Origin of the sequence: Allocatelliglobosispora scoriae (genome assembly GCF_014204945.1) — a bacterium.
In the GTDB taxonomy this organism is placed as follows: domain Bacteria; phylum Actinomycetota; class Actinomycetes; order Mycobacteriales; family Micromonosporaceae; genus Allocatelliglobosispora; species Allocatelliglobosispora scoriae.
In genome coordinates this window covers 110907-135727 of record NZ_JACHMN010000003.1, presented here as the reverse complement: position 1 = coordinate 135727, position 24821 = coordinate 110907, and the positions used below count along the sequence as shown (strand labels likewise).

Below are 24821 nucleotides of genomic sequence, written 5' to 3'. Positions count from 1 at the left end.
GGAAGGGTGTGGAAGGGGTGCCGGCGCCGTCCGTGGAGGACGACGCCGGCACGGGTGAAGCGTTACGGTGTGAAGGTGATGGCACGCCCACTGACCAGGGCGGGCACGTGATAGCCGAGGTTGAATCCGGCGGTGCCGGTGGAGTTCTCCAGGCCGAGGACGGCGAGCGAGCCGCCCTCCCGGAGGGTGTCCAGACCGGCATAGTTGAAGGTGATCTGACCGTTCTCCGAGAAGATGACCTCGACGGAGACGCGCGGGTTGCCCGGCACGTTGTAGAAGGTCGCGTTGCGCCACTCGACGACGAACTTGCGGTTGGGTGCCGACCCGATCGTCTTCGTGTACATCCCCGAGGAGCCGTCCAGATAGAAGTCGTCCCAGAAGGGAGCGATGAATCCGTTGGGCACGGCGACATTGGGGATGACCGCGTGGTTGTCGATGTTGATGCCGGAGGTCGGGCTCATGAAGATCGCCCCGTCCGAGTTGACCGTGATGCTGCTGGTCGTCTGCCCGTAGAGGCTCACCGGGAACGGTGTCGACACCTGGGTGAAGACGTCGTCACCGGAGAGGCTGAACGCCGTGTCGCCCGGGATGAACGCCGTCGTCGCCTGCGAGCAGGTGTATGCCCCGCTCGCCTGCGCCGCCACGTTGAGCTGGGGCAGGGTGCCCGACGCGCCGATCGTCAGCGTGCCGGTCGCGCTCTTGCCGCAGTAGTACGCCGTCACGGTGTACGTCCCCGGGAAGAGGTTGGTGAACTGGTAGTTGCCCGACGCGTCGGAGATCGTGGTCGCCCGGTCGGGGCCGAGCACGAGGTCCACCCCGCCGGCCACGATCGCGCCGTTGACGCGTACCGAACCGGACAGGGTCGAGGTCGGCGTCGGGACACCGCCGGGGTAGGCGAAGGCGACCGCCTCGCCCTCCTGGAGGATCGGCTGGTTGTAGGAGACGATCCGGCCCGACGTGCCCTGCAGGTTCTCCAGGCCGACCGTGGCCGAGGAGCCCTTCTCGATGTCCGTGTCGAGCCCGCCCGCATAGGCGAAGGAGACCTCGCCGTCCTCCCCGAGGATCACCTCGAAGGAGAAGCGGACCGACTGGTCGTCGAAGTGGGTGACGTTGCGCCACTCGATGATGAACTGGCGGTTGGGCGCAGTGCCGATCACCGCGGTGCGGACGCTCGCGGAGCCGTCCACGATGAGGTCGTCCCAGAACGGCGCGATGACGCCGTTGGGTCCGCTCGTCGAGGGAATGGGTGCCTCGTGGTTGCCGGGGAAGGCGTCGGTCGAGCCGTCCAGGGCGAGGTACCCGTTGGTCGAGATCGTGGCGCCGCTGCGGAAGTCGCCGTAGAGCGGCACGACGAACGGGAACGCGATCTGGGTCGTGAAGTCGTCACCGGCGAGCTGGACGACCTGCTGATCGGCCGGGATGAACGGCTGGCTGCGGACGGTACAGGTGTAGCCGAACGAGTCTGCCACCTGCGCCAACGCGAAATTCTGCGTGGTGTTGCCGGTCAGCGTGATGCTCGCCGCGCCCGAGGAGAGGCACAGCTGCGCGGTCACGTGGTAATTGCCCTCGGGCAATCCGTCGAAGTGGTAGTACCCGGAGGCGTTGGTCACCGCGGTCAGACCCAGCGGATCCAGGGTCACCGTGACGCCGACGGCGTTGACACCGGCAGCGGTCACCGTGCCGGAGATCGTGTAGACCGGCAGCGGAACCGGCGTCTCCGGGTAGGCGAACACGACCTCGGTGGTGTTGGCGAGCACCGACTCCTTCGACGAGTACGACGTACCCGCCGAACCGAACTCGCTCTCCATGCCGACGATCGCCTCGATGCCGGCCTCGGTCGCGTTGTCGATCCCGGAGTACCGGTAGGTGACGCTGCCGTTCTCGCCGATCAGAGCCTCGAAGCTGAGCCGCTTCGTGGTGTCGGACTTGAGCGCGGCGTTGCGCCACTCGATGACGAACGTCCGGTTCGGCGCCGAACCCGTCGTGGCGGTGTAGACACCCGACGAGCCGTCGAGGACCAGGTCGGCCCAGTAGGGCGCGATCAGGCCGCTCGGCGCGCTGCGGTTCGGGATCGCCACCGGAACCGGGTTCGACACGCCCGGGTTGACCGTGTAGGCGACACCGTTCGAGTCGATCCAGACCGTCGACACCGACTTGCCGTAGTGGTTGAACGTGAACGGCGTCGACACCTGCGCCACCGCGTTGTCCCCCGTCAGCGCCACCGAGGCCGTGCCGGCGACGAACGATCCCGCGCCGGCTGCGGCACACGCGTAGCCGTAGACGTCGGAGACGGTGGGAGACAGGACGAGGTCGGCACCGGTGTCGTCGGTGACGGTGATCGACGTGCTGCCGCTGAGCCCGCAGTGCGTGCCGTAGATCGCGGACAGGGTGTAGGTGCCGGCCGGGAAGCTGGTGAACTCGAACGAGCCGTCCCCGGCCGAGGTGGTGGTGCGGTTGCCCGGGTTCAGGGTGACCGTCGCTCCGCCGATGGCGTTGCCCTGCTCGTCGAAGACGTATCCGACCAGCGACGGCAGCGACACGACGGTGATGTCGAGCACGGACAGGTCACTCAGCCGGCCGGCTGCGTCCTTGGCCTTCACATACACGGTGTTGGAGCCCGGGTTCAGGCTCGTGCCGGCCACGGTCACCGTCGCGGCGGCAGCCGTTGCGGTCGCCTCGGGCGTGGTCGGCGGGTTGAAGATCGGGACATTGACGTTGTAGGGGAACTTGGTGACGTTGGTGTCGCTGTAGGAGTCGAACTTCACCTGCACGGAGGTGCCGACCGTGACGGGGTTCGCCGTCAACTGGGTCGCCTTCGGCGGCAGGGGCCGGGCCAGGTCGCCGATGGTGCTCGGGGTGATGATCGTGTTGTAGAAGGCGACGTCGTCGACGGCACCGGTCAGGTTCCTGCCGTAGGCCGAGCCGGTCCACTGTGCACCGATCGAGAGCTTGCCGGTCGCGTTGAACACCGTGGCCAGCGGTGCGGCCGCGGTCTGCGCGACACCGTTCACGTAGAGGGTCAGCACCTTGCTCGTGCCCTCATAGGTCGCGGCGAGGTGAGTCCATCTGCCGGTGACCGGAGCGGCGCTGGAGACCGACGACTTCACCGTCGGGCTCACCACGTTCTGCTCCGCCATCCGGGCGACCCACTTGCCCTCGGAACCGCCGTAGCCGAGCGTGATCCCGGCGGTGTTGCCGGCGTTGACCGCCATCGCGACCTGGTCGGTCGCACCGGCAGTGTTGATCTTCACCCATGCCGCCACGGTGAACGAGGCGTTCGTGGCGACGTTGACCACGGCATTGTTGGCCTTCGTCTGCACCGGACTGCCGGTGGTCTCCGCGTAGTTGGAGCCCGTCAGCGACAGCGCCTTGTTGGGCAGCTCGGTCCGGTCGGAGCGGCCCGCCGTCGTGGTCGCAGCCGCCAGCGGGTTCAGCGCGAACGGGGATTTGTCGAGCTTCGGGTCCGCGCCCTCGAAATCCCACTTCGCCGCCTGCCCGCCCGGCTTGACCAGGAAGGTGAAGGTGGCCGGACTCGCCGAATAGCGCGCGGCGCGGTCCTTCGCCCACACATAGAGCGTAACGGTGCCATCCGCAGGCGGCGCGATGCTCACACTCGCCTTCCGCGCCGCGTCGACCGAATCGACCTGTACGCCGTTGGCGCCGCCGACGTTGCCGAACGCGTAGGCGTAGCCGACGACCTCCTCGGGCTTCGTCGTGGGCGGGTTGAAGGTGAACGTATCCGCGATGCCCGGACCGCCGGTCAGGGTGGTCCCGTTGTAGACCAGTGCGGTCGGCGCCACCGCGTTGTTCGGCGGGCTCGCGTCATAGCTGAACTCGCACACCGCCGAGAGCTGGCCGGTCTCGATGCTGTCGCTCGTGCGGGCCTGCCAGGCGTAGGACTTGCCGTCGACCAGCGGGCCGTCGAGCCGGATCGTCTGCTCCGAGTTCGCCGTTCGCTCGACCCCGGCAATCGTGTGGACGGTCGATGTTCCGAGCTCCCACCAGTTCAGCTCCGTCCACAGCGTGTTCTGATAGGACGGCGAGTCGGGGTCGGACTGGTAGAACATGGCATCCGGCATCGGCGACACCGCCGTCACCCAGGGGCGGCCGGCGCCCGTCGTGCACGGCTTCCCGTCGATCTTGCGGACGTCGGGTGCGTTCGGCGGACGGTTGTACTGGATCTCGACCTGGAAGTCCGGCTTGAACCGGCGCCAGTACATGTTCGCGCAGGTCTCGCACCGGCCACGAAGGCCGACCCACAGGTTGGGGTCCGCGGCTGCGGCGCGGTTGGCCACCTCGCCCGTCACGTCGAAGCCGACACGATCGGTGCCGCAGGACTCGCCGTACCGGTGCACGACATCGGTCGAGGCGAGGATCGGTCCCCAGCCCCAGTCGTTCTTGTTCCAGAGCGTGTTCCACGTCGTCGAACCGTCGAAGCCATAGGGCAGCGAGTGCATGTCCGTCCAGTAGCCCTTGCCGCTCGACGCGCAGCCGGCGCCCGACCAGGCGTGCGTCAGCGTCACCTTCGCGTAGCCGATGCGCGCGTTCTTGACGGCGGACAGGTCCATCTGGAGCATCGACCGGTCGGTGTAGGAGCCGCTGGAGTTGTTGTAGCCCGACCGAAGCACACCGGTCGTGTCGTCGTTGCTGCCCAGACCGGTGAAACGGTCATAGTTCGACTGGTCCGGGAAGGTCTTGCGGACGACCGTGTGGTGCAGCCGGCTTCCGGTGGCCGGCGCCCAGGGCGGGTCGATGTGCAGCGGGAACACCGCCTTGGGGTCGGTCAGCAGCTTGGTGTTCGGTGCCAGTGTCAGGCTCGACGCGTCGAACGACGTGGCGACCGGGGCCTGCCGCGCCTCCACGGCGTTCTCCGCACCAGCGGCGTCGCCGCTGGAGTCCCACATCAGCGGCGACGCACCGGTGAAGAAGACCGTCCCGCTCGGATCGACCGCCTCCAGCGCGCCGGCCCTGCCGTTGCGCAACCGCAGTCCGTCGAAGGTGGTCCGCAGCTTGATCTTCCGGACCGCCGGATCGGCGGCTGCCGCCCTGTTCTTGATCACGAAGACGTGGATGAACTGGCTCGCCTCGGCCGTGACCTTGAGATCAACATCCTTGAGCACATTCGGGTACGTCGCCGTGCTGCCCTCGACGACCGGCGCCGGCAGCGTGCCCGGCCACCAGAGCCGCATCACCCTGCCGTTCACGGTCATCGAGGCCATCGGCGTACGGGAGCCGCCACCCGAGAACCTCATGCCGCCCAGCGCCGCACCCGGCGACAGCGTCCCGTCGGCCTCGCGGTGCAGGTTGGTGTCGATCGACGCCCACGAACCGTCCGCGCGACGGACCCGCTGAGGCGACGCGTTCTCGATGAGGGTGAAGGTGCCGTTGGGATTGGCGAAGGTCTGCGCCCACTCGGTGCGCTCGCTCAAGACCTCGATCGGCTTGTTGCCGACCTTCGCGTTCGCGGTCGCGACCGCGAACGGGGAGGCGGCCGGTGCGGCCGCTGCCACCTGCGGAAGCCAGGTTCCGCCGGCGGCCGTCAACGCCAATGACATCAGGCCGATGAGCGGCGCACGGCGCCGCCTCGTTCGTTGTGGGTTCACTTTTATACGCGCAGGAAGCATTGCCGACTCCCCCGTCGATGATCAAGGCACCCGGGATGGGCGCTGGCGAGAAGCATGCACCGGGCGCCCGGATAGGTCGACGTTCTTCGGAACTGGCCGAAAGTCTTCGTCGACCATGCCGGACGACGAGGAGCTCCGTTGTGGATGACTCATCGGCCATTGCGCGACAGGGCCGGCCCGGGTAGAAAGAACCTGCTGCGCGGGGCTCCTTACCCACTCACTCCATATCGGAGGAAGTCGTGACCGGAGTCCCCATTTCTCGGCGTACCCTCATGAGGGGCGCCGTGTTGCTCGGAGTCGGCGGCGCTGCCGGCGGCCTGGAGTTGCTCTCAGGCGCGCCCGCTCTCGCCGTGCCCGCGCCCACCATCGCGAGCTGCGCCACCTGGGGTGCCCGCAACCCCTCGGACGCGCTGACGATCCTCGGCAACAATCCCAACAAGATCTTGATCCACCACACCGCCACCGCGAACTCCACGGACTACACGCTGGCGCACGCCTATGCCCTGTCGCGGAGCATCCAGAACTACCACATGGACAGCAACGGCTGGTCCGACACCGGCCAGCACTTCACCGTCTCCCGGGGCGGCTTCATCACCGAGGGGCGGCACAACAGCCTGTCGAAGCTCACCGCGGGCAGCGGGATGGTGCAGGGCGCGCACTGCCCCGGCCAGAACGACCAGGCGATCGGCATCGAGAACGAGGGCACCTACACCTCGCTGACACCGCCGGCGGCGCTCTACAACAAGCTCGTCGACTTCTGCGCCTACATCGCCGATCAGTACAATCTGCCCGCGACCGCGATCTACGGGCACCGGGACTTCCACGCGACCTCCTGCCCCGGCGACGCGTTCTACGCCATGCTGCCGCAGCTCCGCAGCGATGTGGCGGCGAAGCTCAACGCCTGGAGCACGATCATCGACAACACGTCGGCCGGGTTCCGGGCATCGTCGGCGTGGCTCACCTCGACCTACTCGTCGCAGCGTTACGGGGCGGACTACCGATACGCGACGCCGATCGCGGCCGGGGACGCCGCCTACTACTCGGCGACCCTGCCGAGCAGCGGCAACTACAAGGTGGAGACGTGGTACCCGGCGAACACGGGCTACAACGCGGTGACGCCGTTCGTGGTCTTCTCGTCGGCGGGGTCGACGACGGTCAACGTCAACCAGCAGGCCAACGGGGGAAAGTGGGTCAGCCTGGGGACGCACGCGTTCTCGTCGGGTGCCCGGGACATCGTGGCGGTGAGCCGGTGGACGAGCGGGACGCAGTACGTCATCGCCGACGCCGTCCGCGTGACGCGGGTGTAGCTCTTCGCAGGTGTGCTGAGCGCCCGTTTCCGGGAACCAAGATCGCCGCAACTCTTGAAGAGTTGGTCCTAAACCCCTTAGGACCAACTCTTCAAGAGTTGCGGCGATCTTGGGGCCTCGGCCGAGCGGGCGACGCGATCACACCGGTAGGGCGGCGCGCTTCAGTGGAGCAGGTTCGCCAGGCGGCGGGCCTCGTCGCGGTAGGCCTCGGCCAGGTCGGGGCGGCCGCTCGCCAGGTAGAGGTCGCTCAGGCGGGACACCGTCCTCGCCTCGGCGCTGCGGTCGCCGAGGCGCTGGTAGATGTCCAACGCGCGGATCAGGCGCTCGTCGCCACCGGCGAGGGAGGCGAGCTCGACCAGGGCGTACGCCTCGCCGTGCAGGTCACCGATCGCGACGAAGACGTCGAGCGCGGCGCTGAAGCGGGCCTCCGCCTCGCCGGCCCGGCCCTGCTGGACGCTGACGACGCCGAGCTGGTGGGTGAGGTGGGCCACCCGGTGCCGGTCGTCGATGGCGGTGGCGAGTTCGAGCGCCCGGCCCAGCCAGGAACCGGCCTCGTCCGGATCGTTCTTGGCGAGCCAGACCTGGCCGATGGCACCGAGCGCATAGGCCTCGCCCCACCGCTGCCCTGATTCGCGGTAGGAGCGCAGCGCCCGGTCGTAGTAGTCGAGTGCCTGCTGATGCTCGCCGCGGATCCGGTGGACCGTGCCGAGCCCGGCGAGCGCCGCGGCGACCCCGGCCGCCTGACCGAGCTGCGCGAAGATCAGCCGGGCCCGGCCGAAAGCAGCTTCGGCCTGCTGGTATTCGTCGTGATAGAGGTGCAGCTGGCCGAGCCCGCGCAGCGTGACGGCGGTGCCGAGGCTGTCACCGAGCCTGCGGCACGCCTCCTGCGCGGCGAGGTGGCTCGCTGCCCAGACATCCGGCCGCAGCGCCATCCCGCACCACGGGACCAGGGTGAAGGCGAGCTCCCAGGCGAGGTCGGCCCGGTCGGCGCGGGCGGCCGCCTCGACCGCCGCGAGCAGCACGGGGTGCTCGACGGCGAACCACTCGCCCGGGTCTGCGCTGACGGCGGGTGGCGGATGCGGCACCGTCCATCGTGGTGCGACCACGACTCCCGGCCCGAAGAGGCTGGAGGGCAGCGCGTGTGCGGCCCGCTCGGCGAGGGAGAGGTAGCCGCCGAGCAGCCGGACCAGGCCCGCCTGATCGACCGGGGTCTCCTGGGTGACGAGCCGGACCAGCAACGGAACGCGCAGGCGGCGCTGGCCCAGCCGGTCCTGCCCGGCATCGACCATGAGCCGGGCGTCGACCAGGGAGTCGATCACCTCATCGGCCGATGGGCGGCCCAGCAGCGCACCGGCGGCCCACGCGGGGGCCGACTCCTCGCCGAAGACGGCGAAGCCGCGCAGCACGATCGCGGCCGACGCGTCGAGCCGAGGTGAGGAGCTGCCGCCGCTGACGGGCTCGGCGAGCAGGTTCATGTGCAGGCGGCGCAGCTCCGGACCCGGTTCGACGCCGAGCTCCTCGGCGAAGGTCCGGCGGCACTCGGCGTAGGTGGCGAGGGCGTCGGCACGGCGGTCCAGCTCGGCCAGCGCCCTGATCAGCAACGCCCACAGGCCCTCCCGGAGCGGGTGCTCCGAGGTGAGTCCCCGCAGCTCGGCCACGACTCCGGCCTGGTCGCCGAGCTGCATCCGCAGCTCCAGCCACTCCTCGGTCGCGGCGAGCCGCCGCTCGGCGACGCGGTCGAGCTCGACCCGCCACAGTGGACTGACGGGGAGGTCGGCGAGCGGCTGCCCGCGCCACAGGGCGAGCGCGGACTCGACCGCGGCGAGCGCGTCGGCGGCGTGGCCGAGGCGCCGCAGCCGGCTCGCCTCGTCGGCGCGGGCCAGGAAGTCGGCGAGGTCCAGCGTGGCGTCGCCGAGGAGGCAGGCGTAGCCGGGCGGGCGGCGCACGAGATAACCCTCGGGCGCGCCCTGCGGGACTCCCTCGCTTCGCTCGGTCACTCCTCGTGCCAGCGCCCGATTCTTAGGCGCGCCCTGCGGGGCTCCCTCGCTTCGCTCGGTCACTCCTCGTGCCAGCGCCTCGGTGGCGAGCACACCGCGCAGACCGCTGACGTAGGTCTGCACGTTGGCGGCGGCGGACCGGGGCGGCTCGTCGGGCCAGAGCACCTCGATGAGCCGGTCGACGGAGACGGGCCGTCCGGGCTGCAGCAGGAGGGTCGCGAGCAGCTGACGCGGTTTCACTCCACCGATCGACAGAGGCCGACCATCCAGCCGGACCTCAAACGGACCTAGAAGGAGGAACTCCATTGCCATCGAGGGGGAGCCTACGTGAGCATGATCGGTCTTTCCAGAGACAACTTGTAGCGGCCCTGGAGTGAACCTGTAGAACTACTCCCCCGGGAGTAGTGCACCCGCCTGCCGTGGCTGGATGCGGCAGGGCCCGCGATCAGCAATCATGCGAGGGTGAGAACGCACCACAGGCCGCCCTGGCCCCTCTTCATCGGCGTACTCCAGATCGTCGGTGCGGTCGTCGCGTTCCGCGACCGGGCGGGTCCGGCACCGCTCGCCATCGTGCTGCTGCTCGCCGGTCCGCTGCTGCTCTTCGCCCTCTACCGGCAGACCGCGCTGACCGTCGCCGCCGTCTGCGGTGTCGCGGCGGGGTGGCTGGCCCTCGGCTACCCGCTGGGTCCGGTGGTTCCGTCGCTGGTGGCGGCCGTGATCGGCGCGGTCGTGCGCGGCGCTCGCCCCGGTGCCTGGCTGTCGCTGGCCGGCCTCTGGCTCGCCTGGCTGGGCTTCGGCCTCGCCGACCTCCGCCCGCTCGGCACGCCCCTGCAGGAGCTGCGCGGGCTCGGCCTCGTCGCGCTGCTCGCCTTCGCCGCCGAGCTCGTCGACAACCGGCGGCAGCGGATCATCGCCTTCCGCAAGCTCGTCACCGAGGAGCGGCTGCGCCGCCACGAGGAGGAGCAGCGCCGGGCCGGTGAGCAACGCCTGCGCATCGCGCGCGACCTGCACGACGTCCTGGCCCACAGCCTGTCGCTCATCACGGTCCGCGCGTCCGTCGCGCTCGAGGTCATGGACACCAATCCCGATGAGGTACGCCCAGCGCTGCTCGCGATCAAGCAGGCGAGCCGGGACGGGTTGGACGAGGTGCGCGCGGTGCTCGCCGGACTCCGCTCCCCCGACGACACCTCGGCGGCGCCGCGCAGCCCGACACCCGATCTGGACCGGCTCGGCGAGCTCCTCGATGACGCCTCGACGGCCGGGCTGACGGTTACCCTGACCAGCAGCGGCACTGCTGCCGAGGTGCCCGCGGCGGTGGGGCTCGCGGCGTACCGGATCATTCAGGAGGCGCTGACCAACGTGGTCCGGCACAGTCAGGCGCGGACGGCTGCCGTCCACCTGCACCATGCGGCGGGCTCGCTGACGATCGGCGTCGTCGACGGCGGTCCGCCCCAGCAGCCGACGAGCGACGAGGGCGGCAACGGCCTCATCGGCATCCGCGAGCGGGCGAGCGCCCTCGGCGGCACCGCAAGCTGCGACAGCACCCCCGACGGGGGCTTCACCGTGATGGCGCTACTCCCCACCGGCACCGGAGGAAAATCATGATCACGGTTCTGCTCGCCGACGATCAGGCCCTGGTCCGGGCCGGTTTCCGCGCTCTGCTCGACGCCCAGCCCGACATCACGGTCGTCGGCGAGGCGCCCAACGGCGAGGTCGCGATCAGCATGGCGCTGCAGAGCACCCCGGACGTCGTACTCATGGATATCCGGATGCCCGTGCTCGACGGCCTGGCGGCGACCCGCCGGATCGCGGCCGACGAACGACTCGTCAACACCAGGGTGATCGTCCTGACCACCTTCGAGCTGGACGAGTATGTCTTCACCGCGATCCGCGACGGCGCCGCCGGTTTCCTCGTCAAGGACACCGAACCGGCCGACCTGGTCCGCGCCGTCCGCGTGGTGGCCGCCGGCGAAGCACTCCTCTCCCCCGGCGTGACCCGCCGCCTGATAGCCGAGTACGCCACCCGCTCCCGCTCCACCGAGAAGCCGACCCGCCAGCTCGAGTCCCTCACCGACCGGGAACGCGAGGTCGTGGCCCTGGTCGCCCTGGGCCTCACCAACGAGGAGATAGCAGCCCGGCTGGTGGTGAGCCCGCTGACAGCCAAAACCCACGTCAGCCGAGCCATGATCAAGCTGAACGCCCGGGACCGGGCCCAACTGGTCGTCCTGGCCTACGAATCCGCTCTGGTCCGCCCCGGCTGGATGAACTGACTACTCCCGCAGGGGTAGCCCGACTGCCGCCCCACAGACGACGCAAACCCCGCGGCGAAAAGGGACTCTCGAATCAAGAAACCTTCGAGGGAGGACCCGAAATGCTGGCACACGAACACCTCGCCTACGGCGGCTGGTGGATCTTCGCCCCGCTCTTCTGGATCGGCGCCTGGATCCTCGTCATCGCGCTCTTCCGAGGCCTCTTCTGGCGCCGCCACCGCCACTTCCGTGCGGCTGCCTGGGCCAGCCACCACGGCGGCTGGAACCACGGCGGAGACAGCGACCCCCGGGTGATCCTCGCCCAGCGCTACGCCAAGGGCGAGATCAACGACCAGGAGTACCAGGACCGCCTCAGGGTCCTGAACACCCCGCTCAAATAACACACACCAATATTGTCGAGCCCAACCGACAAGGGCCACCGTCAATATGTTGTAAGCCCCTCGTTCTGGTCTCACCCCAGAGTGACCAGAGTCCGGTTGGGGGGCCGGGATCGACCCGCGACGGGATCAAGCCTGACCGCCCAGAGCGGGTCGATCCCGGCCCCCCAACCGCACAGCACAAGGCCGCACACACCACCAGGTGAGCGCGGCCAAGTGCCGGAGACCGAGAGCGGGGCGTCAGCCCTCGATCACAGGCTTATCACCCTTGGCCGAAGCCGGCCGAGTCGGCCGAGCCGGCACAGCGCTGTCCCCCGACGAGGCGGAAGCAGCCAACCGGGCCAGCAACGCCGGCAGGTCGATCCCCGTCAGATCGGTCCCCAACTGCAGCCCCTGAGCCACGTTGGAGGCGACGGACTTCGTCAACGACGAAGCGCCATCGGTCGAGATCACCGTCAGCTTGTCGATGTTGCCCATCGGCGCCGAGGCCGAAGCCACGACCTGCGGCAGCACCCGCACCAGCAGGTCGAGGATCGCCGCCTCGTTGTAGTTCGAGAACGCCTCGGCCTTGAGCCGCATCGCCTCGGCCTCGGACTGACCGTTGGCGAGGATCGCCGAGGCGGAAGCCTGGCCCTCCCGCTCGACGGCCTCGGCGATCGCCGTACGCCGACGCTGCTCCGCCTCACCCTCCTTGGCACCCTCGATGGCGTTCGCCTCGGCGAGAGCCGCACGACGGGCCCGCTCACCCTCACCCATCAGGCGGGCCTGCTCGGCGTTCGCCTGGGCAGCGGCGATCGTCGCCTGCCGCGAACCGTCGGCGGCGAGGACCTTGGCGTTACGGTCGGCCTCGGCCTCCTGCTCGACCTTGTAACGCGCGGCGTCGGCGGGCTTGCGTACCTCGGTGTCGAGCTGGCGCTGCTTGAGCTCGGCGTTGCGCTCGGCGACCTTCTGCTGCTCGGAGAGGACGACCTGCTGGCGCTCGGCCTCGGCGAGCGGGCCGGCCGCCTTGGAGACCGCCTCGGCCGCGTCGGTCTCGGCCTGGATGGCCGCCTTCTTCAGGGCGAGGTTCCGCTGCGCCTCGGCGATCGACTCCTCGGCGAGGAGGCGGGCCTGCTCGGCCTGCTGGCGGGCCAGCGCTTCGGCGATGGCGGCGTCCTTGAGCACCCGGGCGGCTTCGGGCCGACCGAGGTCCTGCAGGTAGGAACCCTCGGCGAGGATGTCCTGGAGCTGGAAGGTGTCGAGCACGAGACCCTGGTTGGTCATGGAGTGCTCGGCCTCCTCGGCGACCGCGCTGGCGAAGGCCGCCCGGTCCCGGATGATCTCCTCGACGGTGAGCCGGCCGACGATGGAGCGCAGCGCACCGGCGAGGACCTCACGGGTGAACTCCTCGATCTCGGCCTGCTGGTCGAGGAACCGCTGGGCGGCGGCGCGGATCGCGTCCTCGGTGCCGCCGACCTTGACGATCGCGACGCCCTGCAGGTTGGCGCGGATGCCCTGCTTGCTGACGGCACCGGTGATCTCGATGTGCAGCCGGCGGCTGGAGAGGTCGAGCGCGTTGAGCTTCTGCACGATGGGCAGCACAAAGACCGAGGCGCCCATGACGACCTTCTGGCCGCTCAGGTCGGTGGAGCGCTGACCGTCGGCGCTTTCGATCTTGCGGCCCTTGCGGCCGGTGACGATGAACGCCTCGTTGGGACCGGCGACCTTGATGCGGGAGATGACGAACAGGACGAGCACCAGCACCAGAACGAGGGCGCCGACGATCGCGATGGCGAGGGGAGTCAATGTGGGTCCTTTGCTGGGTATTACAGGGTGGTGGGGGTGGATTCCTCGACGATCACGCTGGTGTCGCTGAGTGCATCGAGGACGAGGACCTTGGCGCCGAACGGGAGCGGCCGGGCGCTGCGCGCGCTGAGCTTCACCGGCTGGCCGCCGATCCGGACCAGGACCTCGCCGAAACCCTCGGCGGGCACCGGTGTGACGACCACGCCCGTGGTGCCGGCCAGGTGGTCCCGGTTGGGGGTGGCGTCCGTGGGCATGTTGCGCAGGCGGCTGGAGGCCAACCAGGCCAGCCAGGCGATGATCGCGCCGATCGCCAGGCCCAGCAGGATCACGACGGCTTGGCCCGCTTCCGCACCGACCAGCTCGTTGGCTGCGGCGGCGCCGAATCCGAATCCACCGACCAGGGCTGAGATGACTTCGGTGTTGACGAAGCCGTCGCCCAGGTCGAAGAGGTCCCCACCCAGGACGGCGATGGCGGCGATCACGACGCCGACCGCGCCGATTGCCAGGAAGAGCCAGGTCCCCGTGTTCACGATGGGAAATGTACTCACCTTATGCAAGCTTGTCGGCTGCGGCCTGCTGTTTCAGGCGGGGATCGAGCTGCTCCGGGCTTGATCCCTCCGCAACCCCGCTGTGTCAGATGCCCGTTGCCGCCGTTTTGGCCTCGGGGGCCGGTCTGGGTGCGGGGACCCTGCTTTTGGGGCGTTTCGGTTCCGGTTTGTGGATCAGGGGGCTCAGACCGCCGGTGACGGTGTCCACGATCGCCTGGGCGTAATCGCCTCGGGGGTCGTGATCGGGGTCGTAGACGGTCAGCTCCATGCCCAGGCATTCCGGACGGCTCACCAGGCCGTGGATCAGCTGTTCCAGCTCGGTGAAGGCGATGCCGCCCGGCTCCGGGGCGTCGACCGCCGGCATGAGGGCCGGCTCCAGGACGTCCACGTCTATGTGGAGCCAGAATCCGGCGCAGTCTCGGAGCTGCTCCGCCGCCCACTGGGCGGTGGGGGCGGCACCGGCGGCCCTCAGTGCGGGAGCCGGGCGCATCGAGAAACCGGCTGCCGCCAGATCGAGTTTGTAGGTGTCGTGTTCGCGGATGCCCAGGACCACCACGTCGGTGTCGCGGAAGTAGGGGCGGCGGGCCTCTATGCCCGCCAGCTCTATCTGGCCACGGCCGGTCACCAGGGCGAGGTCCTCACCTGCGGCGGCGCCGACATAGGCGGCGTTGCCGGGGTGGCGGAAATCGGAGTGGCCGTCGACGAAGATGAGGCCGATGCGACCGCCGACCTCGACGCCGAGCCGGTTCATCGCCACGGCGGAGCCGAGCAGGACCGAGCAATCACCGCCCAGGACCAGCGGAAACTCGCCCGCGTCGACGATGGCTCCGATGCGGTCGGCGAGCCGCTGGGAGTAGCCGGAGATCTGCACGGCGTGCGCCACCCCGTCGCCGGGCCGCCAGTCGCCCGGGTCGTAGCGGGGCGGGGTGAGGCAGCCCGCGTCCCGGGCCCCCAGCCGGGTCAGCAGGCCGCGGTCGCGCAGGGCGCCGGGTGCCTTGGCGCAGCCGGGCACGGAGGTCTCGGTGGGCGGGCGCAGGCCGAGGTTGGTCGGCGCGTCCAGCACGGCGATCCGTCGCATCGTCGACCCTCCTCCCCCGGTGACTGCTCCCGGGAGCCGTCGGTGTCGACGGACCGGACCTCCATGCTAGGCCCCGAGTGGGAGAACTGATCGGCCCTCCATGCTAGGCCGAGGAGGGCTCTGGTTAGAAGGCCTCTGGTTAGAAGAGGGCCGAGGCGAGCTGGCGGCGGGCTGTCGCGACGGCAGGATCGTCGGGCCCGGCGACCGCGAAGAGGGAGACGAGGTGCTGGCGCACCTTCTCCCGCTCCTCGCCGAAGACCCGGCGGATCAGGCCGATCAGCCGGGCATAGGCCCGCTCGGCCTCGCCGGAGTATGCCTCGGCATCGGCCGCGAGCAGCTGGGCGGGCACATCCGCCGGGTCGGCGTCGGCCGCGGCGATCGCGGCCGCGAACTCGACCCCGACGAGCCGCTTCGCCAGCGCCACGTGGGCGAGGCCCGCTTCGGCGGCGGCATCGCGGGGGGTGTCGGCGAGAATCTTCTGGTACGCCTTCTCGGCCGCATCGAGATCGCCCATGATGAGCGCCTCGTCGGCGGCGGTCAGCCGGGGATCCTCGGGCTGCTCGACCTCGAGGCCGCCCGCCCGCAGCACCGCGTCGATCCACTGGCGGAGCTGGGCCTCGGGGAGCTGGCCGGGGAGCCCGTCGATGGGCTGGCCGCCGACGAAGGCGAAGATCGTCGGAAGGTTCTGGATCCGCAGCGCCTGGGCTAGCCGGGGGCTGACCTGGATGTCCGAGCGCACGAGGACGAAGGTGCCCTCGGCGGCGAACTTGGCGAGGGCGGGGTCACCCGCATATTGCTGACCGGCGACGAACTCGAGCACGACCGGGATCGTCATCGACCGGTCGACGACCTCCTGCTGGAAGTTGGCCTCGGTCACCGACATGAAGCCACCCACACCCGCCGGCCCTGCAGCTGCATCACCCTCCACAGCCCCAGCGGGCGATGCGGAGCGAGGCGTCGCCAGGGCGCCGAGGTCGACGGCACCACGCGTGAAAATCGACTGACCGCTACGGGGATCGCTCATGACAAACAGTCTGTCATGCACCCCCGACCCTCCGCCCACCTCCCCACCGCTCCGACCCGCCCCCAAATTCGCGTTGATCAAGGGAAGACTCACCATCCGGGGTGTCCGATATGCGGCGAGTCTTCCCTTGATCAACGCGAATTTGGGGGTCAGCGGCGGTCGGGGACGAGGGTTACCGTTCCGTCTTCGGCCTGGTCGATGGTGAAGAGGGTGCCGGGGGGCAGCTCCTCCAGGACCTCCGGGGGGAGCTGGACGGTGCCGTCGCCTGCCACGACCGCGAAGTCCTGGCCGTCGCGGCCTTCGGCGCCCACCCGGCCGTCGCGGATCGTCACCACGCGGCCCAGGGCGGATCCGACCTCGGCGTCGTGGGTGACGACCACGATCGTGGTGCCCCGCTCGGCGTTGACCTTCGCCAGTGCCGCGATCACCTCGTCGCGGCCGGCCGTGTCCAGCTGGCTCGTCGGCTCGTCGACCAGGAGCAGGCCCGGTGACGCGGCGATGCCGACCGCCAGCGCCGCCCGCTGCCTCGCGCCGGGCGGCAGGTCGCCGACCTTGGCGTTGCCCTGACCGCTGAGGCCGACCAGGTCGAGCACCGACTCCGGGTCGGACAGGGCGATGCCCGCGGTCGCGGCGGCACGGCGCTGGGCCAGCCAGATGTTGCGCCACAGCGATGCGTAGGGCAGCAGGTTGCGGGCGGCGCCCTGGAGCACGACGCCGATCTGCGTACCGCGCATCCGGGAGACCTCGCGGTCGGAGAGGCGGCCCAGGTCGAAGGTGCCGACGTTGACCCGCCCGGCCGACGGGCGCAGCAGCCCCGCCAGCAGCGCGATGAGCGTCGACTTGCCCGATCCGGAGGGGCCGACGAGTGCCACCATCTCGCCGGGGGCGATCGAGAGGTCCACCCCGGAGAGCGCGACGACATCACCGCCCTCGCCCCGGTAAATCTGCACGACTCGACGGCAGGCGACGGCGAGCCCACTGTGCTCGGTCATTTTGTGCTCACTCAAGACGTAGCTCCTCGCATCGTCGCGGCGGTTTCCCGGCGGGCGAACGCCAGCCAGGAGGTGATGGCGAGCGCACCGGCGGCGACGGCCACCGGCACCAGTACGGAGAGGGCGCCGGGCCACTCCGGCGGCGCCGCCCAGGGATCCTTGTCGAAAAGTGGCAGGGCGGCTCGGGCGGCGAACCAGGCGACCCCCGCCGCGGCCAGCCCCAGCAGCGCGCCGAGCCCGACGATCACGAGGTAGCCGGTTCGCATCGATCGGCGTACGGTCCGCATCGGGACACCGGCGAGGCGCAGCGCGTTGACGTCGGAGGTGGAGCGGTCCACCCCGGCCACGAAGACCACCGTCGCGAGCAGCAGGATCAGCGCCACGAGTGCGGCGACGGTGTGCATCCGCAGCGTGAGGGCGGGTGCGGTCCGGTCGGCCTGGGCACGGGCGTCGGTGCGGCGTTCGACCTTCGCCACGCGTACCCCCGTGGCATTGATCTTGTCGACGATGTCGGACGGAGCCGCGGCCGTGAGCCAGATCTCGGTCACGTCGACGCCCGTCCCGCCGCCGGTGGCGCGGCCGAGCGCGCCGTAGTCGACGAGGATCCCGCGATCACCGAGGCGCGGCAGCACCGGGACCTCGACGGCCTCGGCGAGGTCGATCCCGGGGGTGGTGCCGTCGGGACCGGCGAGTTCCTGCCCGCGGGCCTCGATGTCGAGGCCGGGCGTGTAGGCGACCGGCAGCACGATCGGCGCGTCGACCGGCATGAGCCACTCGCGCTCGCTCGAGCTGCCGCCGATCAGCTCCCAGACCGGTCCGACCGGCGCCTTGGCGCCGAGCTGGTGCCAGGCCGCGAAACCGGTGATCCCGGTGGTGCCGGAGCGCAGGCCGAGCAGCGAGACCTCGGCGTGTACGCCGGGACCGACGCCGAGCAGGAACCCGACGATCCGACAGGTGCCCTGGTCCGAATCGGTGCAGGCCGAGGGGAGCACGCCGGTGTAGACATGCGTGCCCAGCCGCAGCGTGCCGACCTCGACCGTCCGGGATCCGCCGTTGGGGAAGGCCACCCGCATGCTGAGGGCGGGCTGCCCGATGAGCTTGTCCTGCCCGGGCTGGAGGGCGAGGTCGGCCTCGACGGTGAAGTCGCCCCCGCCGAGCAGCGGCACCTCGGCCTCTTTGGCCTGGAGCGTCTCCCGGACCGTGGCGGCCGTCGGCCACTCCAGCAGGTCGGCCCGGTCGAGGTCGACGGCGAGGATGCCGGGGTTCTGCGCGTCGGCGGAGATCTGGCCGACCGTGACCGCGAAGCGGCCCTCCGGATCGACCTTGCGGACCGCGTCGTAGACGGCACCCCAGCTCTCGGCCTGCACGGTGAGCACGCGGTCGGCGCCGAGGATGAGGCCCACCTCGGACTCGCGTACCGAGGTGGCGACGCTCTGCGCGGACGCCACGAGCGTGACCAGCGCGACGGTGAGGCCGGTGAGGGCGAGCAGCTGCCGCCCGCCCTGGCGGCGGCTGATCTGTGCGGTGGCGAGCCCCAGCACGAGGTGTCCCCGACGGATCGCCCAGCCGGTGAGCGGCCGGGCCAGCGGCGGCAGGAACCGTGCCACAGCGGCCGCGACCGCGGCGGCGATCAGGGCCGCGGCGAAGACGCCGAGTCCGCTGCGGTCGCCCGTGCGGAGCTGGAGCAGGCTGGCGATGGCGAGCGCGGCGAGGACCGCCTCGACGATGGGCAGCTTGGCGAGACCGCTCGGGGAGATCCGGCGCAGCGCGTCGGCGGGCCGAGCCCGCAGCACCGGCAGGGCCGCGAGTGCCACCGCCGTGATCGCGGCCAGGGTCGCGGCGGTCACCGCGAGCACGGCGAGCCAGCCCAGGCCGCCCGCGACCGTCGCCCCGACGGCACCGCCGACGATCGCACCGAGCACGATCGCGATGCCGGGTGCGCCGATCGCGAGCCACCAGCGCTGGTTCAGCGGCAGCCCGCGCAACCCCTGGACGCCGAGCTCCGTCCGCTCGTGCTGCACCCGCCGCGACGAGACGATGAAGATCACCACACAGCCGAGCAGGAGCACCGGGATCAGCACGGCGGGTGCCATGATCGAGACGTAGGTCCGCTTCGCAGCGATCGTGTCCAGCAGCCGGGGCAGGTCGTCACCGGAAGCGACGACTCGCCCCTCCAGCAGCCGCTGCCGCACGTCGGGCCAGGTCGCCTCGGCGAGGATCGCCGGATCGATCACCGCCTCGGCGGTCCACTGCTCGCTGGTGTGCGGGATCGCCTTGAAGGTCGCCGGTGTGGCGAGCATCGGCCCGCTGAGCTGCCCGCGCAGGTTGATCTGGAAATAGGGCGAGGAACCCCAGTAGTCCTCGTCCAGGTCGATCGGCTGGTAGTGCCCGACCACGTCCACCGGGTGCCCGTCGGGCCCGGGAACGTAGATCTTGCGCCCCTCGTCGTAGATCGCCTGCGACAGTTCGAGTTGCGCGCCGGGGTAGACGCCGATGCGCGTCCCCATGTCGGTGGGGATCGCCACCTCGCCCGCGCCGGTCGGGCAGCGGCCCGCGGTGATGCGCACGTGCTCGCAGAAGCCCTCGCGGTAGAGCAGCGGCGCGTAGCTGTTGTTGACCAGGCCCATCACGTTGAACTGAGCCGCGAAGGTGGTGGTGAAGCCGTCCAGCTTGCGCAGGGAGTCGATCTGGCCGCTCAGGTCGGAGACGTTCTCCGCGTCGTTGCCCGCGACCGTCACGGAACGGGCAACGACGGGCGCGTCGGCCACCGCATCGGCCGCGAGCTGGTCGGCGATGGTCGCCGGGTAGGAGGCACCGGCCGCCGCGAGGCCACCGATGATCATCGCCAGCCCGCAGATCACCAGGAACGGGCGCCAGCGCGCCCGGATCAACAGCGCCACCATGGCGATCATCGCTGGCCTCCGTTCCGTCCGACCGACCCCGACAGCCGCCGCGCCGCGATGACCGCGACGATCGCCGCGACGACGCCCGCGCCGAGCCCGGTCAGGAGCAGCGCCAGGCCCGAGACACCGCCGGGTGGGATCGGCAGCACCTGCCAGTTGTCCGTGAAAATGCGCGGCGGGGGTACGGGTAACAGCCCCACCAGTGCGGCGGCGGCGAGACCGGCGATCACCCCGGCGGCGGCGTGCCAGCCGTATCCGGCGAGTCCGACCCGCCGCACGATCGACGCCCGCAGACCCTGGCGGCGCAGCGCGGTCAGCTCGGCGGCCCGGCCGCGGCGCTCGACGGAGGCGGCGAGCAGCAGCGCACCGGCGGCGAGCAGCATCCCGAGCGCGGCGGCGAGCAGTTCGAAGCGGCGGATGGCAGCGGGCGCCTCGCCGAGGTACCGATCACGGCTCTGATCGGTGGTCTGCCGGTCCAGCACCCGCACACCGGCCTTGCCCAGAGCGTCCACGATGGACTCCGGCGCGTCGGCGGCGAGCCAGACCTGCAGCTGCTCACCGGTGAGCGCCGCGCCGTAGAGCGCGTCGAGCTGGCTGAGGTCGACGATCGCGCCCTCCCGGCCCAGGCGGGGCAGCACCTCGGCGCGCGTGGTCGCCCGGACCGGTACCTTCGGTGCCCCGACCAGTGCGAGCTGCGGCTGATCGATCTCGTTGCCGAAGAAGGTCTGACCGGCCTGGCGGATCGCGAGCGGCGCAGCCAGGCCCGCCGGGAAGATCTCCATGACGCAGCGGCCGCGGGCGGTGCCGGGGCAGCCCGGCGGGACGGTCAGCGCCAACCCGTCGCTCTCCCCCATCAGCTCCGGCCCGATCTGCTCGTCATAGGGCGCGGTACGCCAGCTCATCCGGGCACCGAACTGCGCCGCTGAGATCAGCTCACGCTCCTGCTGAACGAGGGAGTGCAGCCGGACCCGGGTCCCCCAGCCCGCCGAGACCTCCCGGTTGGGATCGTCCGGCGCCCTGGTGGTGATCCCGATCGATCCGAGCCGGCAGCCGTCGACGCAGCGGTCCACCTCGGCGGAGTAGGTGTGCCGGCCGGGCACGAGCGGTCCCCAGTAGACGTTCACGGCCCGGCCCTGCGCGGTGGTGAGCCGGGCGACACCGAGGACGTTGCCGGCGACCGGCTCACCGTCGGGGCGCTTGGTGTTCTCGCTCCATCCGGACGGCGACAGGGCCGAGGCCTCCGAGACGGTGATCGACAGCTTCCCGTTGACCACGGTGGGCAGCAGTTTCACCTCGGCGGCGGCGACCGGGAAGGGACCGTACTCCGGCCGCCACGGCACCACCGCGCCGAGGCGGGCACTGTCGACGGCGAGCAGCCCGGTCGTGAAGCCGATCATGCCGGGGAAGTAGGAGACCGCCATCGCCTCGGTCCCGGCCGGGTCGGCCGTGCGGACGGCGTCGCGCAGGGCGAGCCGGCTCGGTGCCGCGACGGTGAGAACCTGGTCGACGCCGATCTCCTGGACCGCGCGGTCGACGACGACGGGAGCGGAGCGCAGATTCTCCCCGATCGCGGTGGCGAGCCCGGCGACGGCGATGACGAGCAGCGTGACCACCCAGCGCAGTGCGGGTCGGCGCTGCGCCGCGATCCCGGCCAGGGCCAGGGTGAGCCGGCCGTTGCGCATGCCCCACTCGCCGATCCGACCGGCGAGCCAGAGCATCGCCCTGGTGGCGAGCAGGCCGACGGCGAGCGCGATCAGGGCGGGGACGACCGCCGGGGCGGCGGTCCCGGTGCGGCTCGACTCGACGGCGAGCAGTTGCCAGATGCCGACGACGGCGAGCAGCATGATGATCGCCTCGGCGAGGGCGGCGATCCGGCCGCCGACCCGCGCGGGCACGTCGCGCAGCAGCTCGGCCACCTTCGAGCCGAGCTCGCGGCCCTCCGAGATCCACGCGACGACCATTGCCCCGAAGAAGACGGCGCCGACCGCGAACGCGCTCATCCGCAGCGCCTCGGCCTGATCGGCGGCGTCGACGACCGGCCCGGCGAGCAGACGGGCGGTGAGGTAACCGGCGCCGACCCCCAGCAGGGCACCGACCGTCATCGGTGCGATGAGCTGCCCCAGCGTCATCGGCCACAGGCGACGGCGGCGTACGCCGCGCAGCTTCACCAGACCGAGGTCGCCGCGGCGGGAGGTGGAGGTCTGCCGGACGACGAGGAGCAGGGTGAACCAGCAGAGCAGGATCAGCCGACCCGCCGAGACCGAGACGCCGGTGGAGAGGTTCTGCTTGTCGCTGTCGACCCGCTTGGCGAGCACGTCGGCGGAGGTGCGGATGGAGAAGCCGAGCCGGGACAGCCGCTCGACCGTGATCAGGATCCGGCTCGCCAGCTCCGGCGTGTAGGCCTCGGGCGTCAGCTCCAGGTCGACATTGGTGGTCGGTCGCGTGTTGGCGATGCCCGCGATCGTCGGTGCGGCCACGACGAAGGGCTCCAGATCGGTGACGGCGGAGCCGAAGAAGCCCAGCCAGTAACCCTCGAGCGGGTCGGTCGCCTGATAGCGCCCGACGATCCGCAGCGGCGTGGTGGCGTTGTTGCGCTGACCCTCGGCGGCGACCTCGATGGTGTCGCCGATCTGCAGCCCGAACCGGTCGGTGGCGCTCAGGCCGATCATCACCTCGCCGGGCGCGGTGGCGCACGCACCCTCGACGATGGCGAAGTCGCAGATCCGGTCCCGCGCGGCGAGCACCGGGCGGACCGTGGTCGAGCCCAGCTTCAGCGTGGAGTTGATCGTCAAGCCGGTGATCGGCGGCAGGTGCGGAGCACCGAGCGACTCGTCGATCTGCGCCACCACCTCGGCGGGATCGACCGGCCCGGTGGGGCCCTCCCGGCGGACGGCGCTGGCCCGCAGCAGCAACTCGGCCGGCGGGGCGGCTGCGACGTGCCGCGCCGAGACCGCCTCGCTGGTGGCGAAGACATACCACGGAGCCGCGGCGGCAGCGCCGACCGCCAGCAGCGTCAACGCCAGGACGGTCGCCGTCTGCGCCCGCCGGGCCCAGATCGCACCCCACACCAATCCGATCACGCCGTATAGGAGCACCTGTCCCTGACAATCGGTTGGCGTGGAGAGCGCTCTTCTCACACTCTAAGATCACTACCGCGCAAAATCTCGCCCACTGGAGCGCCGCAGCATGCAAGATCGGCGCAACTCTTGAAGAGTTGCGCCGATCTTGGGGTGATTCTAGAAGCGGGCCGGCTCCCGGTAGACGCCCCACTCGGCGCGGAGCGCGTCGCAGATCTCGCCCAGCGTCGCCTCCACCCGGCAGGCGTCCAGCATCGCCGGGACCATGTTCTCGTCCGTCCGCGACACCGCCACCATCCGTGCCAGCGCGGCGTCGACCACCGCCTGGTCCCGGTCACCGCGGCGCGCCGTCAGCACCTTGACCTGCTCGCTCTCGACCTCGTGCGACACCCGCAGGATCTCCAGCGACTTGGTCAGCGTGTGCGTGTGCTTCGTGACGCCGACGATGTCCTTGACCCCGGTCTCCAGCGCCCGCTGATAGGCGTAAGCCGAGTCCGCGATCGCCGCAGTGAACCAGCCGTTCTCGATGCCGCGCAGGATGCCCTGGGTGAAGGTGCCGTCCGGCCCGAGCGCCTTGATCCGGGTGAAGATCTCCTCGGTCTCGGCCTCGATCTTGTCGGTGAGGGCCTCGACATACCACGAGCCGCCGAGGGGGTCGGCCACGTTGACCACGCCGATCTCGTGCATCAGCACCTGCTGGGTCCGCAGCGCGATCTCCGCGGACTCGTCGGTCGGCAGCGCCAGCGTCTCGTCGAGGGCGTTGGTGTGCAGCGAGTTGGTGCCGCCGAGGATCGCCGAGAGCGCTTCGATCGCCGTACGCACGACGTTGTTGACCGGTTGCTGCGCGGTGAGCGAGACGCCGGCGGTCTGGGTGTGGAAGCGGAGCCACTGCGCCTTCTCGCTCGTGGCGCCGTAGACATCGCGCAGGTAGCGGGCCCAGATGCGGCGCGCGGCCCGGAACTTCGCGATCTCCTCGAAGAAGTCGACGTGCGCGTCGAAGAAGAAGCTGAGCCCGGGTGCGAAGGAGTTGACGTCGAGCCCGCGCGACAGCCCCAGCTCGACGTAGCCGAAGCCGTCGGCGAGCGTGTAGGCGAGCTCCTGCGCGGCGGTCGCACCGGCCTCGCGGATGTGGTAACCCGAGACCGACAGCGGCTTGTAGCGCGGGATCTCGGCGTTGCAATATTCCATGAGGTCGCCGATGAGGCGCAGGTGCGGCTCGGGCTCGAAGAGCCACTCCTTCTGCGCGATGTACTCCTTGAAGATGTCGGTCTGCAGGGTGCCGTCGAGGTCGCGCAGCGTCGCGCCCTGGCGCTCCGCCGCGACGAGATACATGCAGAAGACGGGTACGGCCGGCCCGCTGATCGTCATGCTCGTGGTGACCTTGGCCAGGTCGATGCCGTTGAAGAGGATCTCCATGTCGGCGGCCGAGTCGACGGCGACACCGCAGTGGCCGACCTCGCCGAGCGAGCGGGGGTCGTCGGAGTCGCGCCCCATCAGCGTCGGCATGTCGAAGGCGACGCTGAGCCCGCCACCGCCCGCGCCGAGGATCTGGTGATAGCGCTCGTTGGTCTGGTGGGCGTTGCCATAGCCCGCGAACTGCCGGATCGTCCAGGTTCGGCCGCGATATCCGGTGGGGTAGAGGCCTCGGGTGAAGGGGAATTCTCCGGGCCAGCCGATGCGCTCGAATCCGGCGACGGTGTCGCCCTCGGCCGGACCGTAGACAGGATCGACCTCGACGCCGGATAGGGTCGTAAAGTCCGCTTGCCGCTGGTGAGCGGAGTCGAAGCGGTGCTGCCAGCGGTCGCGGCCGGCGGCGATCTCGTCAGCGTTCATGGGCCG

Annotated in this window: 14 protein-coding genes; 4 read left to right on the top strand and 10 right to left on the bottom strand. The window is 70.5% G+C overall.

The annotated features are described in order from the left end of the window. Window positions 1-62: 62 nt before the first annotated feature. Window positions 63-5555, bottom strand: coding sequence for an NIDO-like domain-containing protein (locus F4553_RS27290; protein WP_184841493.1), 5493 nt, complete (start codon window positions 5553-5555; stop codon window positions 63-65). A gap of 353 nt (window positions 5556-5908) precedes the next feature. Here F4553_RS27290 and F4553_RS27285 point away from each other — a divergent pair, with 353 nt between their 5' ends. After that, complete coding sequence (locus F4553_RS27285; RefSeq protein ID WP_312875404.1) at window positions 5909-6931, top strand: golvesin C-terminal-like domain-containing protein; 1023 nt, start codon at window positions 5909-5911, stop codon at window positions 6929-6931. Between the two features lie 161 nt (window positions 6932-7092). Here F4553_RS27285 and F4553_RS27280 read toward each other — a convergent pair whose 3' ends face one another. After that, entirely contained in the window at window positions 7093-9168 is a 2076-nt protein-coding gene (locus F4553_RS27280) for an AfsR/SARP family transcriptional regulator (RefSeq protein ID WP_221470507.1), read from the bottom strand. Between the two features lie 222 nt (window positions 9169-9390). On the opposite strand from F4553_RS27280, the gene F4553_RS42565 reads away from it, so the two are divergent. From F4553_RS42565 to F4553_RS27265, 3 genes are all read left to right on the top strand, one after another. Further along, the gene (locus tag F4553_RS42565) at window positions 9391-10533 is read left to right on the top strand and encodes a sensor histidine kinase (protein WP_184841487.1); all 1143 of its coding nucleotides are present in this window, start codon (window positions 9391-9393) and stop codon (window positions 10531-10533) included. Further along, entirely contained in the window at window positions 10530-11198 is a 669-nt protein-coding gene (locus F4553_RS27270; RefSeq protein WP_184841485.1) for a response regulator, read from the top strand. The genes F4553_RS42565 and F4553_RS27270 overlap by 4 nt, the downstream gene beginning before the upstream one ends. A gap of 101 nt (window positions 11199-11299) precedes the next feature. Further along, the gene (locus F4553_RS27265) at window positions 11300-11578 is read left to right on the top strand and encodes an SHOCT domain-containing protein (RefSeq protein WP_184841483.1); all 279 of its coding nucleotides are present in this window, start codon (window positions 11300-11302) and stop codon (window positions 11576-11578) included. A gap of 237 nt (window positions 11579-11815) precedes the next feature. On the opposite strand, the gene F4553_RS27260 is transcribed toward F4553_RS27265, so the two are convergent. The 8 genes from F4553_RS27260 to icmA all read right to left on the bottom strand — a co-directional run bounded on the left by F4553_RS27260 (window position 11816) and on the right by icmA (window position 24815). Then, window positions 11816-13360: a flotillin family protein gene (locus F4553_RS27260; RefSeq protein ID WP_184841481.1), complete on the bottom strand. Its 1545-nt coding sequence runs from the start codon at window positions 13358-13360 to the stop codon at window positions 11816-11818. A 20-nt stretch (window positions 13361-13380) separates the two neighbouring features. Next, window positions 13381-13890 (bottom strand): NfeD C-terminal domain-containing protein, encoded by a 510-nt coding sequence (locus F4553_RS27255; RefSeq protein ID WP_184841479.1) that lies wholly within the window; start codon window positions 13888-13890, stop codon window positions 13381-13383. Between the two features lie 103 nt (window positions 13891-13993). Then, window positions 13994-14986, bottom strand: coding sequence for an arginase family protein (locus tag F4553_RS27250; protein ID WP_184841477.1), 993 nt, complete (start codon window positions 14984-14986; stop codon window positions 13994-13996). Between the two features lie 139 nt (window positions 14987-15125). Then, window positions 15126-16010, bottom strand: coding sequence for a tetratricopeptide repeat protein (locus tag F4553_RS27245; protein WP_184841475.1), 885 nt, complete (start codon window positions 16008-16010; stop codon window positions 15126-15128). A gap of 149 nt (window positions 16011-16159) precedes the next feature. Then, the gene (locus tag F4553_RS27240) at window positions 16160-17002 is read right to left on the bottom strand and encodes an ABC transporter ATP-binding protein (RefSeq protein WP_184841473.1); all 843 of its coding nucleotides are present in this window, start codon (window positions 17000-17002) and stop codon (window positions 16160-16162) included. 11 nt (window positions 17003-17013) lie between these two features. Beyond that, a complete protein-coding gene (locus tag F4553_RS27235; protein WP_184841471.1) occupies window positions 17014-19914 on the bottom strand; it encodes a hypothetical protein in 2901 nt (966 codons plus the stop codon). Continuing rightward, window positions 19911-22985: an FtsX-like permease family protein gene (locus tag F4553_RS27230; protein WP_184841469.1), complete on the bottom strand. Its 3075-nt coding sequence runs from the start codon at window positions 22983-22985 to the stop codon at window positions 19911-19913. The genes F4553_RS27235 and F4553_RS27230 overlap by 4 nt, the downstream gene beginning before the upstream one ends. Window positions 22986-23141: 156 nt before the next feature. Then, window positions 23142-24815, bottom strand: a complete 1674-nt coding sequence (icmA, locus tag F4553_RS27225) for a coenzyme B12-dependent isobutyryl-CoA mutase large subunit (RefSeq protein ID WP_184841467.1) — start codon at window positions 24813-24815, stop codon at window positions 23142-23144. Window positions 24816-24821 lie beyond the last annotated feature (6 nt).